The following is a 16,853-nucleotide window of genomic DNA, read 5'->3' on the forward strand; positions in this document are numbered from 1 at the left end:
TTATTTGTTCTACAGGCTTTATTCATTCTGTTAGGTGGTTCCTCACCTTCGTCAACACAAACCACAGGTCTGTCACTGCCTTTACCTCGTCATAGTCCAGATAGGCATCGCGCTTGTCGTAATATTTGACCGCCACAATCACCATCTGAAGTGTCACTGGCTTTCCAGCAGCCTTAAGAACTTCTACAACACTTTCAAAGGTGGCCAGCTCAAACCAGGTTTGAACCTGACGATCTGATATCCATAGGGGAATATACTCGTCCTGTTCGTTGGTTGCGGCTGTACCGTCCTCTGCACATTCCTCCAGCCAATGCTCATCCAAATAATAAATCGGTGTATGAACAGGGTCCTGATCCCATTGATCCACATTCACATATAACCAGTTATTATGCAGCTGCCCCACACTGCACACCAATTCCTGCATTCCTTCAAAAACACGATAAGAAGGGCGCTCCCTGCGACGGTAATCCTCAAGTCTTGTCTCATACCTGCTCATCTCCAGCCACCCCGTTTCTGTATCATCCAAACACTCAAAATTCGCGTAACATACACTTATAACTCATAAAACCCGATATAAGTACAAGCACCTCGTCCATAGTTAAGACTACATAAGGAGATTGATCTATTCATGAAAAGAATCACCGCACTTATCATCCTGTCCATGCTCTTACTTGTAACCCCGATCTACGCTGCTGCACCAGCACCTATGCTGGTTTATGTGGATCAGAATAACCACTCCTTCATCCCGCTTCGCCTCCTGAACAGCTATGAAGGGATCACGCTCAACCTGAACCCAGCGGACAAAAAAATAGAAATAGCGCAAGGCAATACCCGGCTTACCTTATTTACGGGACAAACTGTTGCTAAAGTAAATGATCAAACGGTTCGTATGCAAAATGCACCTTTTACCGATAACGGCGCTACCTATGTACCCTTGCAGTTCATCAGCCAATATCTAAATCTGCAAGTCTTATGGCAAAAAGAAACCTCAGCTGTGCGTATTACGCAGGGTACGACGTCTGTTACGCTTCCGGTACTTACCGGCAAGCTACCCGGAAATACTGCCCCGATCACGACAGCTCATAAGAGCTTCAAGGTTGGACCTCGTACCTTTTCCGCTAAGGTGGTCACCATCTCCATGCTCCATCCCAAGATAAGTTTGGACGTGGCACTGGCAAGCGATACCCTTGGTAAAGTGGAGGACTTAAGCAGTCTTGCCAAACGCAATCAAGCGGTTGTAGCCATTAATGGCACATTCTTTGACGCCTATACCAAAAGCTCATACAAGACGCCTTACGGCTATCTGGTCAGCCATGGCAAGCTGTTGAAAAAAAGCTCCGGTGACCAACGTACCGTCTTTACCTATGATGCTAACCATTTAGCCAAGCTTGTGTCAGGTTCTGTCTTTGAACAACAGTTAAGTCAAGGCAGCGTCGAAGGTGCTCTTCAAGCTGGACCTCGTCTGGTTACGAACGGTCAGGTTTCCCTAAATGTCAAAGCCGAAGGCTTCAAAGACCCTAAAATATTAACAGGCGGCGGCGCCCGCAGCGCACTTGGAATTACTAGGGATCATAAGCTGATCCTCCTGACCACAAGCGGAGCGACCATTCCACAGCTCGCCCAAATGATGAAGCAGGCTGGCGCTTATCAGGCCATGAACCTGGATGGCGGTGCTTCCAGCGGACTGTACTACAACGGCTCTACCTCACCACACCCGGCCGCCAGATCAGCAACGCTATTATTGTAAAGTATCAATAGACGAATAAAGGGCTGTCTTCACGGATCTGCAAGCCGTGGGGATAGCTTTTTCCTTTTTCCCAGTCCCGGTTATTATGGCTCCCCTGTGTTCGAGCGGTTTGTCTGATCCGTTACGGGTTGATCCTGCAACCTACAATCGAACCAGGCTGGTAAAGCTGTTACTGCCTTCGCCTCCTTTTTTAAAAGAAAGATAAATACGGTGGTTTTCTCCTCTGCTTGCCAAGCATTCATAAAGTCCGGGTTGCACAGACAGGAATGACCCTCCCCATATACAATCAGGTTCTAACTCGCCACCTGTGGCTTCCTCTCCTGCACCAATAAATATGTTCCCTGAAGGAACCTTCAAAAACAGCCGCACCATGGGCTGCTCGATATGATCTGTTATCACAACCTCATACGTCCCATCCGCTCCTAGGTTCAAGAAAGCAGCGTTTCCCGCATTTAACTCCCCCAGCTCGTCTGCTTCGATAGACCACCAATCCGGCTCATCGTTCAAGCGATGCTTCAGAGCTTGCGTATCAAATAGGCAAAGAGTCGCCGTGTCTGTCGTAAATTGAAATGGACTGATTGCCATGTTCATCATACAATCCTCCTGATAATAGTCAGCGAATTTCCGTTTTCCCACGTCTTCCGCTATCCGTATTGCTATAGATTTGAGGGAAATTATCCCTGTATGTAAAGTATAACAATGCTTGTAGAACCAGACAACATACTAGAGCCACCATCCATTCTGCATTAAAAAAGCCCTCCCTCACGATGTCGTGAAAGAGGGTCGCTTTGTAAGTTTGAGCGATGCTAACCTAACGTTAGATCAGAAAAGATTTGGTGATAATCACCAACAAAATGAACAATACCAAAATCGCGCCTGTGGATGTCCATGCTCCACCGTAACCTACTTCACCCATGTCTAAATCCCTCCTTGCGTTAAAGCTTACTCTTATCGTATGTAGAAAAGCAGATAACGACCGGGCGAATCGGCAAGTTTATTTGCTGTGAAGGAGCCTCTTAGAAAATGGACTGGTATGTTTCGGATGGGTCGGTAATGACTCGGGATGACAACTGGCAAAGAATGTCGTCGGATCTACGCAACAGCCTGCTCACATCTTTCTGCTTCATCTTTTGAATGAGCGAGGTTTCTAGCTGGGATGAAAGAAATTGAGTGGTGCCTATAAATACAACAATATCCAATCCGGGGTTGGTGTCAGTATGTAATAAGTGCAACAAATCCGCCATGGACAAGAGTCCCGGAGGGAAAATACTATTAGTTTCTTTCATATATAGAGCTTTTACCATGGAGGTTAACGCCCTGTCGCAGAGGATAATGCAGCATTGGAGTTGGTTATGCTTGTACAGTATTTGGGCTAGTTTCATGTGGTATTGGGATAGCGTGTGGAAATCGGTTATTGAATGAGTAGGTGTTGTGAGGGTCTGGACGGTTGAGTGGGACTTGGAATATAGGTAGAAGGAGCTTCTTTCATATCTATTCCTCCAGAGATTCAAGAATAGTCTTATTATACGCCAAAATAATACTTATAGATATCAAAAATATTTATTGTATCTAATATTCAATGTTTTCATTTAGATTTCTTGTCTACACTTTTAGAATAGTGAGGTGTAGACGATGGAAGACAAAGAAGTCCTCAAATTAGTGGGTGCCAGAATACGTGCTTTGCGAAAAGAAAAAGGATTGTCTCAGGAGTCGCTTGGGGAAAAAGGCGGATTCCATTTTTCATACATAGGGCAGATTGAACGTGGAGAAAAAAACGTATCTTTAATAAACATAGCTAAAATCGCTGATGCACTGGATGTTAATTTGATTCAGCTTTTCGCTTATGTAAATGAGGATATTAAGGTTACGAAGCATGAAGATGGTATACAAGAAATCGTAAATATACTTCAAAAGACGAGTCCAGAGAAGGTACGTTTGGCGAGGAATGTGATACGGGAGATTATCAACTAAGAAAATTCTCAAAAATTGTGAGAGCAATCTCTTGGGAAATAAAAAAAGGACCATACTTTTCATTTTCAGAAAATCATAGTCCTCATTTTTTATTCAATACCAAAAAGGCACATTAGTTTTTTGTCGTGACCTTCTTAGATGGAATTTAACGCAACAACCATTCCTTTATTGTCAATGTAGAAGAACCATTTTGAATGAGCGGATCTAAATCCCCAATCTTTGTCGCTTCCTCAAGTGACGCTGCTTTTATTAAATAGGCTCCTCCCGTTCCATCGCTAAATGGACCATACTTTTCAAGAGCTCCCTCTTTCTTTAACTTTTCCAGATGGTCATAGTGCCCTTTGATATCATCAGTATTGAACTTGTTTGTTCGTGTAGTAATTAATAAAAAGTAATTCATTGATTTCCCCTCCATATTTCCCTTGTAATAAAAAATATCTGGCGTTCCTTTAAGAAGATATTACAGCGTTAGCTATTATAATAAAAGTCCTTAAAGATGAAATGCAACTATAAGGGAATTTGGTCAATTTTAGCGGATTCTCAAACTAAAACACGCCCTCAAGTGGCGTGTTTTAGTAATCACGAATCTCTCCAATTCAATTCCCCTAAACTCTTACTTCCAGATCTCGTCCGCAATCTCTTTTATGAAAGCAAGCTTTTTCCACTGCTGCTCTTCTGTCAGAATATTGCCCTCTTCTGTGGAAGCAAAGCCGCATTGTGGGCTGAGGCAGATGTGGTTGATGTCCACGAATTGAGTTGCTTCCTTAATACGGTTGATGACCGTTTGCTTGTCTTCCAGCTCACCCGTTTTGGAGGAAACGAGGCCCAGCACGACTTGTTTTTCATCTTTCAGATGCTTAAGCGGTGTAAAATCACCTGCGCGGTCGGTATCGAATTCGAGATAGTAGCCGTCGATGTTATCGATGCCGAACAGGGTTTCGGCTACAGGTTCATAGCCGCCAGAAGATGCCCAGGTGGAATGATAGTTACCACGGCATACGTGGGTTGTAACGACCAAATCGGCTGGAAGATCCTTCACGGTTTCCTGATTCACGCGAGCGAACAGCTTTTTAGTATCTTCCACATTTTCACCCGCATGCTGTCTAGCTTCCCAATAGTTTTTATCACAGAGCATGCCCCATGTGCAATCATCCAGTTGCAGGCTGCGGCAGCCTTCATTATAGAGCGCTTGGATCACGGATTTGTAGGCTTTGGCAATGTCCGTCACCAGTTCATCCAGATTGCTGTAATACGTATCGGTTGATTCTTTATTTTCTCCACGCAACAGCTCAGCCAGGAACTGCGCAGGTGCCGGAATCGTTTGGCGAGCGATAGCATCCTCTCCTGCGACTTGTTTCAGGAATTTAAAATCTTCAATGAAAGGATGACGGGAATGTCCAATTTTACCGGACAAACGTGCGGTTTCCGCTCTTGTTTCCACACCTTGGAATTGGTAGCCGTTTGCAAGCTGTACCTTTTCCACGCCGTCCAGTCCCCACATAAAATCAAGATGCCACCAGGAACGTCTGAATTCCCCATCCGTCACGGCTTGAAGGCCTACGGATTTTTGCTTTTCCAAAAGTTTGATAATTTCTTCATCTTCAATCTTTCTCAGCTCGTCCGCAGAGATTTCATTATTTTGAAATTGAATTCGGGCATCTTTAATCGCTTGCGGGCGCAAAAAGCTGCCAACCATATCATGCCTAAAAGGGGTCACTTTACGTTGGGATGCATTGTCAAGGATGCTGCTCATTAGGGTTATCTCCTTTTTCGCTTCAGTAGTGAAGTTGTTGTAAGAAAGATAACATACATTTTCAGCTATAAGGTAACTCCAATAAACTATAGCTAGTTATAGCCTAAGGCTATATCAAACTTTTTTATTCCCCTATTGCCTCATGCAACGCTTCTACATAGACTGTGGCCAGCTTGGAGAGCGCGACGTTTTTATGGCAAATCCATCCCACATTAATAGACTCATCACACTCCAGGGGGACGGAAATAATTTCGTTACCGTTCAGATCCGCACTAATCACTCCGGTAGAAATGGTATAGCCGTTCAAGCCAATGAGCAGATTAAAAAGGGTGGCCCGGTCATTGACGCGAATGCTTTTGGGGTGCGACAATGTACTCAGAATCTCCTCGGAGAAGTGAAAGGAATTGTACTCCCCTTGTTCAAAGGACAGATATGGGTAAGGATGAAGTTGGTCAATGGTCACGATAGACTGCCGGGATAGCGGGTTATTGGCACTGATAAATATATGCGGCTTGGCCGTAAACAGGCTGTTGAATTGCAGATTTGCATCTTTTAGCAGCTTGTTGATGACTTTGGCGTTAAATTCGTTCAGATACAGGATTCCGATCTCACTGCGTAGGCTTTTGACATCCTGTATGATTTCATGGGTTTTGGTCTCCCGCAAAGCCAGCTCATATTCATCCTGTCCATATTGATTCACCAGATTTACAAATGCATTCACTGCAAAAGCATAATGTTGCGTAGACACAGCAAAATGCTGTGGTGAAGGCTTGGCATCCAAATAGCGACTTTCCAGCAGCTCCGCCTGCTCAACGACCTGACGCGCATAACCTAGAAATTCCACGCCTTCCTTGGATAAAGAAATGCCTTTATTAGTACGCTCAAAAATGGTGATATGAATTTCTTCCTCCAGATCGCGAATCGCGTTGGACAGACTGGGCTGGGAAATGAACAACCGCTTCGCCGCCTCATTCATGGAGCCACGATTGGCAACCTCGATGACATATTTTAATTGTTGTAGGGTCAATGCATGATGTCCTTTCCGTTTATTGTTTCTTCTATTATATAATACATGATCACCCTCCTGGAAAAGGGAATAGAAACACCCCCTTAAAATGGAAACATCCATTTCAAGGAGGTGCTTTTTTCACTGCTGTATTAATTAACGAATTTCACCGTTTGTAGCGATCAGCTTTTGATACCAATAGAAGCTTTGTTTACGAATGCGACGCAAATCTTTGAGGTCAAATTCCTCACGATCCACATAGATGAATCCGTAACGCTTACTGGAGCCCTGATGGGTACTAACCAGATCAATCGCAGACCACGGACAGAAACCGAACACTTCTACGCCGTCTGTAATAGCCAATTGAATCTGCTCGATATGTTTCTTGAAGAAGTCAATACGATAAGGATCGTTTACTACATCCCCTTCTTCCAGCTTGTCAAAAGCGCCCAAGCCGTTCTCTGTCACGATTAAAGGCAGGCGGTAGCGAGAATATATCTGGCGTAATGTGGTTCTAAAACCAACCGGATCAATCTCCCAACCAAACTCCGTCGTTTGCAGGTTGGGGTTCACAGAACCTCGGTATGCTCCGGGTTCACCCACAATTTCATGCTGATCTCCTGTATGTGAATAATCATTTCCATCATCCAGACTTTCCCCTACGGTTTGAGAGGTATAATAATTAAATGCGATAAAGTCCGGCTTCCCTTTCGCTAATATATCCATATCCCCTTCTTCAATAACAGGCTCATAACCCTTCTCGACCAAATAGCTCCAGGCAATGTGGTTGTAGCGACCAAATACAGCCATATCCAGGTAAAGCCAGTTGCGAATAGCTGCATAGTTGTCAGCCGCCAGCGTATCTTCCGGTTTGGAACTGGCTGGATAAATGACCCCAATATTCGGTGCTGGTCCAATTTTCGCATTAGGCAGCATGTCATGGCACAATACCATCGCCTTCGCCTGCGCGACTAACATATGATGATTTTGCTGATACAGTACCTTTTGCGGATTTTCCAGGCTAGTATCCAATGTACCAATAGAACCGGGATGGAGAATCAGCATGTTCTGCTCATTAATGGTGAGCCAGTATTTCACCCTGTCCCCAAAGTTCTCAAACAACGTTTTGGCATACTGCTCGAAGGCATCAATCGTTTCCCTCTTGGACCATCCGCCTTGTTGTTCAAGCGCATAGGGCAGATCAAAATGATACATGGTAACAATCGGTTCAATACCATATTTAATTAATTCGTCAATCAATGAGCTGTAAAATGCAATTCCCTTCGGATTGACTTCACCCGCGCCTTGTGGATAGATGCGTGTCCAAGCGATCGAGAAGCGATACGCCTTAAAGCCCATTTCAGCCATCAGAGCTACGTCCTCTTTGAACATATGGTAATGATCACTGGTTACCTTAAAATCAGTCACCCCTTCAACGTGGTTAGCCATGTCAATGACAGAGGGCCCTTTTCCATCTTCGTCCCATGCACCCTCTACCTGATATGCGGAAGTTGACCCTCCCCAGAAAAAGTTTTCAGGAAATGCCTTCAATTGATTATGTTTCATGCTAAAGTCCCTCCAGTTATCGTTATATCCTTATAATTTCGCTTCATGTACGTGATGATGAGCTTCCCTGTATTACACCACCAAAGTTAGCAATACTTCATTTTTCTGAACCTGCTCCTGATTGGTCTCAAATACGTCCACTTTATGTTTCGTCAGGGTGACGATGACAGGGGTTACGATTTCGTACCCTGCTTCTATAATCTGCTCTCTGTCAAATTGGATTAACAAGTCCCCTTGTTTTACGATATCTCCCTCTTGAACGACCGGATTAAAATGCTTTCCTTTCAACGCGACGGTGTTAATTCCAATATGAATTAATATCTCCGTACCCGCCTTGGAAGTCAAGCCGATGGCATGTCCTGTAGGAAATAGCGACGTTACAACTCCATCTATGGGCGCTACAACCTCACCGACAGAAGGTTCAATGGCTAACCCTTTTCCCATCGCCCCTGTAGAAAATGCCGAATCGTTCACTTGGCTCAGGGGTGTCGTATTGCCTGTGATCGGGCTGTAGATCGTTTCTTTCTTGATGTCAACAGCCTTGGTTGCTGTAACAGTTGGTAGAGGTTCTTCCGTCTTAACGACCTCAACAGTTGCCGCGGTCTCCCCCTTCACCTTGCTTTCATAGCCAAAAATAAGAGTCAGCACCGTGGCTACCGCGAACGAGCATGCAATGGCAATCACGTAAACCAAGGTAGGGGTATATACTGGAATCGCAAAAATGTTGTGAAACACATAAGCCGTCATTTTCACTCCAAAGTGTCCATTGATGGCCCCACCTATAGCCCCTGAGATAATGACAATCGGAATGACTCGTTTAAAGCGAAGCACCAGACCATACACAATCGGCTCTGTCACACCCGCCAGCAAGCCTGTAATACTCGTGGAACCTGCAAGGGTTCTAAGTGTTTTATCTTTTTTAGCCTTCAGGAAGATACCGAATGCGACACCAATTTGAGCAAATACAGCTGCTGCAGCCATGGCCTCAATCGGATCACCGCCAACGCCGATGTTTTGAATCGTGATCGGGGTAAAGCCCCAGTGAAGTCCAAAGACGACCATAAAGGTCATAAAACCGCCAAGCACAATCCCTGACAAGATGCCGCTTACACCGATTAACCATGTCACACCCGAAGAAATCCAATCTCCTACCGTTGTACCGAACGGTCCAAATGCGATGGCAGATAGCGGAACCATAATCATTAAAGCCAGCATCGGAACTAAAAACAGCTGCAAATCCTTAAGAATGATTTTCTTCAAAAACTTGTCGACCAACGCATAGATGCTGATAGATATGAAAATCGGGAAAACACTCGCTGAGTAGTTCATCATGATCACCGGTATTCCTAAAAACGATACATCAGAGCCTTTGTCCATCAGTCCCGTAAAGTTGGGTTCCAGTAGAGCTGCACCGATCACACCAGCTACATAAGGATTCGCTTTCAGCTTTATACCGAGCGTAATTCCCAGTAAAATCGGCAAGAAGTAAAAGACAGCATTCCCGGCAGCAGACAGGATCAGATAGGTATCACTCGTTGCAGACATCCAGCCTAGCAAGGTCAAAACCGTCAAGAGGGCTTTCAGCATCCCCGAGCCTGCCATCGCCGGAATCAACGGGGAGAAACTGCCGGAAATGACTTCGAAGATTGTGGATATGACCGATGTCTTCTTTCCGCTGGATTCTTTGGCCGTAGAGGTGTCTGACCCAAAATCCCTGTTTTTCATAATCTCTGTGTATACATAGGCAACATGGCTGCCAATCACGACTTGAAATTGTCCTCCGCTTTCAACAACAGTAATGACTCCCTCGTGCTTCTCAAGCGCTTCTCTTTCGGCTTTTCGTGAATCCTTCAGGTCAAATCGGAGCCGTGTAGCACAATGGACAAGCCCATTGATATTTTCTTCTCCTCCAACGAGACGTACGATATCCTCGCCCATTTTCTGATGGTCCATGTTCATTCTCCTCTTGGGCAGATTGCCTGAAAACAAAAAAATACCTAAACGAAAGGCATGCATGATCATAGAAAATGATCACTGCCATTCATTTAGGTATCGCCTGCTTATCAGTAACAATCCTTAAATTTAAGTTGTGAGCCTACTATAAATCACTCCGTAATCGTTTGCAAGCTTTTTTTCTAAGAATCAGCCATATCGTTTCTGGAGGTTACACGCTGTATATGAATCGTCAAATACACTTTTTCATCAATCGACATCGCACTTTCATGCTTTAATTCCAGGTACTGATTAATTAATTGGGTACACTGAAAAGCCCTCTCGTATTTATCTTTGACTTGGTCATACAAAAAGTTATCCCCTGAAGCTAATTGCTCTTGTTCATTGCTCAGCAAGCGCTGGGCAAAGTACTGCAAATGAGTAATAAACCGCGAATAATTAAATGAGGTTTCATCCAGTGTAATCTGATAGTAATCGGTTACAATATTGAAAATGTCATCAATGACTTCCGTAATCTCAACCGTTTGTTTCATGCCCTGACCGTCTTGTCTTGCATTGACAAAATGCATGGCAATAAAGCTTGCTTCATGCTCATCCATTTGAATGCCAAATTGAGCATGAATGATGTCCAATGCATTCATACCTATCATAAATTCTTTTTTGTAAAATTTTTTGATCTGCCATAACAGTGAATTTTTAAGCCCTACGGATTTTCTGTATCGAGAGATGGCAAATTGAATATGGTCAATCAACGAAATATAGATATTATCACTAAAAATATCTCCCATTTCTTTTTTGGCGCTCCCTACAATTTCATCCGCCACTTTTAGATACTCTACAGATGTTTCTCCAATGATATCAATTAATTTTTGCGGAATTTTATCGGACTTTAATACAAAGGTTTTTTCTATTTTTTCTTCATCGACCCTTTGACCATTTTTCTTTTTAAAACCCAGACCGTTCCCTATGACAACAAACTCATGACCTACCTGATTCTCGGCCCGAATGACATTGTTGTTAAATATTTGCCGGATGATCATCTAGCTGCTCACCTCATTGATGTAATGACAAAGTTTGGAATAACAAAAAAACCAAATAACGACTAAGTCCATTAGTCATTATTTGGGTATCGCCTGCTCACCAGTAACAATCCCGAAGGGCACTTCACCCCTCATTCAATTACTCTTACTATACCGCTTTCAAAGCAGAATAACAATACAATCATACCAAAAAAACCGCCAAACACTCGAAATCCCTGTGCTCAGCGGTAATTTAAGTTCATGCTTAACGTTCTTTTTCTTTGCAAAATACGTCTTTGGCAACCTGAACTGCTGAGGCTGCCCGCGGCCATCCTACGTAAAAGGCTAGCTGTGTAATGACCTCAATCAATTCTTCCTCCGAAATCCCGTTCTCCTTGGCCAGATTCAGATGATAAGGAAGTTGATTCACATGCTCACCCGCTACCAGAGCGGCAACTGTAATAAAACTCCGTTCCCTAAGAGACAACTCACTTCTTCTCCATACATCTCCAAAAAGAACATCCTCCGTATAGGTTACAAATGCGGGTGCAAAATCACCTATCGTTTCCCGAACACTCGATTTGATTAATTTATGCTTCATAAGACCATCTGGGCAAGTCCGTTGCCAAAGGACCAATCCTCTAATTCAGTCTCTACCAGTGTCACAAATACATCCTCTGGTCTAATCTTGCATTCAATAGATATGAGTTCGGCTAACCTTTGGTAAAAACCCTTTTTTTGTTCCGTAGTTCTACCCGATCCCATTGTAATTTGGATGTACAACAGCTTGTCTGTTCTGGGTACATTCAAATAATCGGGACTATAATAAAACTCGCTCTGCTTATGGGCATGAAAAACCTGAAAGTAATCTTTGGACGGGACCTGAAAATGTTCGATCAAAGCATTCATGATACAGCGGCTAATGCCAGGCAGCTCTTGTTCTGTGTATTGCTGCTCCATGTAGCCTACTCGTACAAAGGGCATATTCATCTCTCCTATCTTGGGAATAAGATGATTGTACTCCCCTCACCTCCATCTGTATAATTGAAAATAATAATAATTATATTCAATTTCATCGATGGAGATGAGTCCATATGGATTTAAAAGAGTTAACTACGTTTCGTACAATTATTGAAGAAGGAACCTTCTCAAAAGCTGCCACCAAATTAAACTACGCGCAGTCTACAGTCACGAACCAAATCCAGAGGCTAGAGAAAGAGCTGGGGTTTCAGCTTTTTATAAGAGGCTGGGATGCGGAATTAACTCCCTCAGGAAAAATTTATGCCGAAGAGGTAGACGGACTGATTCAGCATTGGAATTTTGTAATGGACCAGGCGAAGTCGCTGAAAAAAGAGGAGATTGGCACGCTCCATATCGGTGTGATTGAAACGGCAGCTGCTGCCGCATTGCCTTTGATTCTACGACAGTTTCGAGAGCATAAACCGAATATTACGTGCCATTTTACAGTAGGAAACACGGATACACTCTCAAAAGCTTTGGTGGACGGCACACTGGATTTTGCAATTTCCGGGGAACCTCACTCGGTACCATCCTTACATTTTGAACCTTTATATCACGAACAAATTGCTTTTATCGTGTCCCGCAGTCATCCCTTCGCGGCAAAAAATGGGCTTCAGCTCGAAGATCTGTATGAGTACCCGCTTATCGTCGGAGGGAAGAACTGCTTGTACCATATACGGCTGGAGAAAGAGCTTTCTCGCTTCCGGTCGATGCCATTTTTTTATACCGTCAGTCAAATCTCGTCTATCCCCTCATTCGTAAGTACGATCCCTTCGGTTGGAGTGGTTCTGTCGTCAATGCCTTTGCCGGAGGAACTGGTCACCATCCCTTTCCAGTTAACAGACCCGAATATCCCCATTGGACTGTTACAAAACAATCAGCATCCACAATACCTGACTTCAGCCCGAAAGCTGTTTATGGAGTTGGTTAAGGAGCTTTGTAGGTTACAGCAATGCCATAACTACTAATAAGCTTATATGGGCAGAGGCGGCGCCTTACCATAAAGAAAAAGCCGCTAAACACTCAGAAACCTGTGTTTAGCGGCTTTACTATTTGAAAGATCGAGGAGATGTGCCCCTCTTTTTATTTTTATACTCTGGTGATACTCGTTATTTCGTTTCAACTGTTTTTTTCCACAGTCCCAGAATGAGCGCGGAAATCACGGAGCCAGTCGCCACTGCAAGCAAGAACAGCAAAGCATGGTTGGCAAGAGCTGCTACAAAAATCCCGCCATGTGGAGCTGGAAGATTGATTTGCCAGAATTGCGTCAGACCACCAGCAATCGCTGAACCTACAATACAAGAGGTGAGGACACGCAGAGGATCAGCAGCTGCGAATGGAATGGCTCCTTCCGTAATGAAGGACAATCCAAGTACATAGTTCGTCAAGCCAGATTTGCGCTCTTGCTCGGTAAACTTATTTTTGAAGAACGTCGAAGCTAGTGCAATCGCCAGTGGAGGTACCATACCGCCTGCCATAACAGCTGCCATCATAGCCCCGTTTGTGTTACCGCTGGAAGTAAAGACACCGATCGAAAATGCGTAAGCTGCTTTGTTGAAAGGTCCACCCATGTCGATCGACATCATTCCGCCCAGAATCAGACCCAAAATAACCGCATTACCTGTTCCCAAATTGTTCAAAACATTGACAAGCCACGTATTAATACCACCGAAAATCGGATCGAACAGGTAGAACATAATCGCGCCTGAAATTAGGAGTCCAAATACAGGGTATAACAAGATTGGTTTTAAACCATCCAGAGCTTTCGGCAGACCTGCCAAAGCTTTACGCAGGAAGATAACTACATAACCGGCCATGAAACCAGCTGCCAGACCGCCAAGGAACCCTGCATTGGAGTTTACAGCCATCAGACCACCGACCATACCTGGCATCAGTGCCGGGCGGTCTCCAATGCTCATTGCGATAAATCCGGCCAGTATCGGAATCAGGAAGTGGAACGCACCTGTTCCCCCGCCAATCGTTTGCAGCAGTTGGAAAAGTACATTATCTTCTCCGGCCACTTGTTCGATCAAGAAGGAAATCGCTAACAAGATCCCCCCGCCGACAACGAATGGCAACATATGAGAAATACCGTTCATTAAATCCTTGTAAATTTTACTGCCCACGCTGGTCTTCTCGGCTTTTGACTCTTCAGCGCTGCCTTTACCTTCACTACGGTAAATTGGCGCATCGCCGTTTAGCGCTTTGCGAATCAATTCTTCGGATTTACGGATACCGTCACTTACCGGTCTTTGCAATACAGGCTTACCGTCAAATCTGGCCATTTCGACCTTCTTGTCAGCCGCAACAATGACACCTTTGGCACGACGAATTTCATCCGCTGTCAGTACGTTTTGTGCGCCTTCCGAGCCGTTCGTTTCTACCCGGATATTGACACCCATCTCTTTCGCTTTCTTAATGAGAGCGTCTTCAGCCATAAACGTGTGCGCAATGCCTGTAGGACAAGCGGTCACCGCAACGACAAACTCGTCAGAATCCGGGTTGCCAACGATTACCTCCGGTGTTTGCTGTGCTTTGGCTGCCTCTTTCTTGGCCTCTTTGGCTTTCTTGGCAGCTTCTTCTTCCGCCTGTTTGGTATCAAATAGCTCTGTTACTTCATCTGGTGTTTGCGTGTTCATCAGTTTGTCGATGAAATCGGTATCAATGAGCAACCGCGAAAGAGCAGCCAGTGTGCGAAGATGCGTATTCGCTGCTCCCTCTGGAGCTGCAATCATAAAGAATACTTTTGCTGGCTCGCCGTCCAACGATTCGAATTCTACGCCTTTACTGCTTTTGGCAAATACAACGGTCGCTTCATTCACAGCTTTGGTCTTGGCATGCGGCATCGCAATACCGCCGCCGATTCCAGTGCTGGATTCGGCTTCGCGTTTGTAAATCATTTCTTTAAACAAGGCACGGTCATTAATACGTCCACTTGCTTCGAGACTGGCGATGAGTTCCTCAATCGCCCCGTCCTTTGTCGTCGCCTGCAGGTCCATGATCATCGTTTCTTTAATCATCAGGTCTGTTATTCTCATTGTTCACACTCTCCTAAGTTCGATCAGCGTGTAGACACACGCATAATAAGCTCATGATGCAGCCGGATTACCGTTTTGAAATCGTGACTTGCGGCCGTAATTGTTCAATTTTCTCTCTTGTAGCCAGATCATCGGAGAACGCAGTTGCGCTTCCGGATGCCACTCCTGCACGGAAGGCTTCGATCGGATCGCCTTGAAGAGCCAGCGTACCCACGAATCCAGCAATCATAGAATCACCTGCGCCTACAGAATTTTTCACCGTTCCTGCTGGTACATTTGCGTGATACACTTCATCTGCCGTAATGAACAAAGCCCCTTCTCCTGCCATGGAAATGAGTACATTTTTTGCACCTGCTTCCAGCAGTTTACGACCGTAAGTGACAATCTCCTCCTCTGAATGAATAGTTACGCCAAACAACTCAGCCAGCTCATGATGATTGGGCTTAATGAGCAGCGGCTTATGAACCAAAGCCTTCATCAGCGCTTCACCTGTGGTGTCGATGACGAATTCAGCCCCGGTGTCCTGACACACGCGAATCAATCGCTCATAGAAGTCTCCTCCAAGAGATGGCGGGATACTTCCCGACAAGACGACAATGTCATTTTTCTGGAGACCCGCCAGCTTTTGTACCAATGCATCGGCCTCTTGCTCACGAATCACAGGTCCCAAACCGTTAATTTCTGTTTCATCACCATGCTTGAGCTTAATATTGATCCGTGTATCATCTTCGATCATTACAAAATCAGTTTTAATGGATTCTTCCCGCAATGTATCGTCGATAAACCTGCCTGTGAACCCTCCGAGAAAACCAATCGCCGTGCTGTCTGCTCCCAGCTGGTTCAATATACGTGATACATTAATTCCCTTGCCCCCTGGCAGTTTTAGATCACGTTTCATCCGGTTCAAATCACCGAGCTTCAAATCGTCAACTTCCACGATGTAATCAATGGAAGGGTTTAGTGTTACTGTATATATCATTGTTATCCCTCGATTATCTTAGTTTTCTGAGCTATGGATCGGCGTGAACGTTCTGGCACCGATTCAGTAATAAGGATAGCTTCCTTGAGATCGAACAATTTGGCGAACGTTACTTCTCCAATTTTGCTGGAATCGGCCAACACATATGTTTTGCCGGACAGCTGATGGGCGCGCCGCTTGATCAGCGCCTCTTCAGGATCAGGAGTCGTATACCCCATCTCAACATCTACCCCGTTCGTTCCCAGAAAGCACTTGTCGAATCGAAAATTGTCCAGATTCTGTAGGGCAATACTCCCGATTACGGCTTTGGTATGAATTTTCATCATCCCTCCCAGTAGATAGCTTCTAATTCGTTTGCTTACCAGTGCTTCTACGTGGGAGAGACCATTCGTCACGACCGTCACGTCTTTAGCTTCAATGTAAGGAATCATCGCCATCGTTGTTGTTCCCGCATCCAGATAGATACATTCACCATCCAAAATTTCTTTAGCTGCCATACGGGCGACTGCGTTTTTTTGTTGAACGTTTTTGAACGTTTTTTCTTCCATGCCGGGTTCCTGACTTTTCTGATTTAGCAAGGTTGCCCCTCCATGAATCCGCTTTAACAACTGACGGCCTTCAAGATCTATCAAATCACGCCGAATCGTTGACTCAGAAGCTCCCAAGAGATCAGCCAATTCCTGCAACTTTACAACACCACGCTCTTGTAAGCGCTGTATTATTAACTTGTATCTTTCTTCCGTCAGCATCTTCATTCCCCCAACTGTTCTTATCGTACCACAAACCTAGCAAAAAACAATC

General features: G+C 44.7%; 17 protein-coding genes and 1 pseudogene. 3 read left to right on the plus strand and 15 right to left on the minus strand.

Features of this window, described 5'->3' with window-relative positions:
- Positions 1 to 22: 22 nt before the first annotated feature.
- Positions 23 to 496, minus strand: a complete 474-nt coding sequence (locus tag BN1546_RS02870; RefSeq protein WP_013370425.1) for a hypothetical protein — start codon at positions 494 to 496, stop codon at positions 23 to 25.
- Positions 497 to 628: 132 nt separating this feature from the next.
- On the opposite strand from BN1546_RS02870, the pseudogene BN1546_RS02875 reads away from it, so the two are divergent.
- Positions 629 to 1,758 (plus strand): annotated as a pseudogene (locus BN1546_RS02875) (phosphodiester glycosidase family protein).
- A gap of 130 nt (positions 1,759 to 1,888) precedes the next feature.
- Here BN1546_RS02875 and BN1546_RS02880 read toward each other — a convergent pair.
- The 3 genes from BN1546_RS02880 to BN1546_RS27670 all read right to left on the minus strand — a co-directional run bounded on the left by BN1546_RS02880 (position 1,889) and on the right by BN1546_RS27670 (position 3,051).
- Complete coding sequence (locus BN1546_RS02880) at positions 1,889 to 2,341, minus strand: DUF6386 family protein (protein ID WP_090735864.1); 453 nt, start codon at positions 2,339 to 2,341, stop codon at positions 1,889 to 1,891.
- 223 nt (positions 2,342 to 2,564) lie between these two features.
- Complete coding sequence (locus tag BN1546_RS27580; protein ID WP_014599622.1) at positions 2,565 to 2,663, minus strand: hypothetical protein; 99 nt, start codon at positions 2,661 to 2,663, stop codon at positions 2,565 to 2,567.
- 100 nt (positions 2,664 to 2,763) lie between these two features.
- Positions 2,764 to 3,051, minus strand: a complete 288-nt coding sequence (locus BN1546_RS27670; RefSeq protein ID WP_255305256.1) for a hypothetical protein — start codon at positions 3,049 to 3,051, stop codon at positions 2,764 to 2,766.
- A gap of 328 nt (positions 3,052 to 3,379) precedes the next feature.
- On the opposite strand from BN1546_RS27670, the gene BN1546_RS02890 reads away from it, so the two are divergent.
- A complete protein-coding gene (locus BN1546_RS02890) occupies positions 3,380 to 3,718 on the plus strand; it encodes a helix-turn-helix domain-containing protein (RefSeq protein WP_017425886.1) in 339 nt (112 codons plus the stop codon).
- 145 nt (positions 3,719 to 3,863) lie between these two features.
- Here BN1546_RS02890 and BN1546_RS02895 read toward each other — a convergent pair whose 3' ends face one another.
- The 8 genes from BN1546_RS02895 to BN1546_RS02930 form a co-directional block, all read right to left on the minus strand.
- Positions 3,864 to 4,118 (minus strand): YciI family protein, encoded by a 255-nt coding sequence (locus tag BN1546_RS02895; protein ID WP_090735865.1) that lies wholly within the window; start codon positions 4,116 to 4,118, stop codon positions 3,864 to 3,866.
- Positions 4,119 to 4,331: 213 nt separating this feature from the next.
- Positions 4,332 to 5,471 (minus strand): 5-methyltetrahydropteroyltriglutamate--homocysteine S-methyltransferase, encoded by a 1,140-nt coding sequence (locus BN1546_RS02900; protein ID WP_090735868.1) that lies wholly within the window; start codon positions 5,469 to 5,471, stop codon positions 4,332 to 4,334.
- A 124-nt stretch (positions 5,472 to 5,595) separates the two neighbouring features.
- On the minus strand, positions 5,596 to 6,498 hold the full coding sequence (locus tag BN1546_RS02905) for a LysR family transcriptional regulator (protein ID WP_013370387.1): 903 nt from the start codon (positions 6,496 to 6,498) through the stop codon (positions 5,596 to 5,598).
- Between the two features lie 135 nt (positions 6,499 to 6,633).
- A complete protein-coding gene (locus BN1546_RS02910; RefSeq protein WP_090735871.1) occupies positions 6,634 to 8,043 on the minus strand; it encodes a glycoside hydrolase family 1 protein in 1,410 nt (469 codons plus the stop codon).
- Positions 8,044 to 8,115: 72 nt separating this feature from the next.
- Positions 8,116 to 9,996, minus strand: coding sequence for a beta-glucoside-specific PTS transporter subunit IIABC (locus BN1546_RS02915; RefSeq protein ID WP_090735873.1), 1,881 nt, complete (start codon positions 9,994 to 9,996; stop codon positions 8,116 to 8,118).
- A gap of 182 nt (positions 9,997 to 10,178) precedes the next feature.
- Positions 10,179 to 11,036, minus strand: a complete 858-nt coding sequence (licT, locus tag BN1546_RS02920; RefSeq protein ID WP_090735877.1) for a BglG family transcription antiterminator LicT — start codon at positions 11,034 to 11,036, stop codon at positions 10,179 to 10,181.
- Between the two features lie 244 nt (positions 11,037 to 11,280).
- On the minus strand, positions 11,281 to 11,616 hold the full coding sequence (locus BN1546_RS02925) for a carboxymuconolactone decarboxylase family protein (protein WP_090735879.1): 336 nt from the start codon (positions 11,614 to 11,616) through the stop codon (positions 11,281 to 11,283).
- On the minus strand, positions 11,613 to 11,999 hold the full coding sequence (locus tag BN1546_RS02930; protein ID WP_090735882.1) for a tautomerase family protein: 387 nt from the start codon (positions 11,997 to 11,999) through the stop codon (positions 11,613 to 11,615). Before BN1546_RS02930 ends, BN1546_RS02925 begins: the two co-directional genes overlap by 4 nt.
- A gap of 110 nt (positions 12,000 to 12,109) precedes the next feature.
- Between BN1546_RS02930 and BN1546_RS02935 the strand changes: the two genes are divergently transcribed.
- Positions 12,110 to 13,003: a LysR family transcriptional regulator gene (locus BN1546_RS02935; protein ID WP_090735884.1), complete on the plus strand. Its 894-nt coding sequence runs from the start codon at positions 12,110 to 12,112 to the stop codon at positions 13,001 to 13,003.
- 141 nt (positions 13,004 to 13,144) lie between these two features.
- Here the strand turns inward: BN1546_RS02935 and BN1546_RS02940 are convergent, their stop codons facing one another.
- The 3 genes from BN1546_RS02940 to BN1546_RS02950 form a co-directional block, all read right to left on the minus strand.
- Entirely contained in the window at positions 13,145 to 15,073 is a 1,929-nt protein-coding gene (locus tag BN1546_RS02940) for a PTS fructose transporter subunit IIABC (protein ID WP_090735887.1), read from the minus strand.
- A gap of 67 nt (positions 15,074 to 15,140) precedes the next feature.
- Positions 15,141 to 16,052: a 1-phosphofructokinase gene (pfkB, locus tag BN1546_RS02945; RefSeq protein WP_040101700.1), complete on the minus strand. Its 912-nt coding sequence runs from the start codon at positions 16,050 to 16,052 to the stop codon at positions 15,141 to 15,143.
- 2 nt (positions 16,053 to 16,054) lie between these two features.
- Complete coding sequence (locus BN1546_RS02950; RefSeq protein ID WP_013370378.1) at positions 16,055 to 16,801, minus strand: DeoR/GlpR family DNA-binding transcription regulator; 747 nt, start codon at positions 16,799 to 16,801, stop codon at positions 16,055 to 16,057.
- Positions 16,802 to 16,853: the final 52 nt, after the last annotated feature.

It is taken from the genome of Paenibacillus sp. Mc5Re-14 (assembly GCF_001049835.1).
GTDB lineage: Bacteria > Bacillota > Bacilli > Paenibacillales > Paenibacillaceae > Paenibacillus > Paenibacillus polymyxa_C.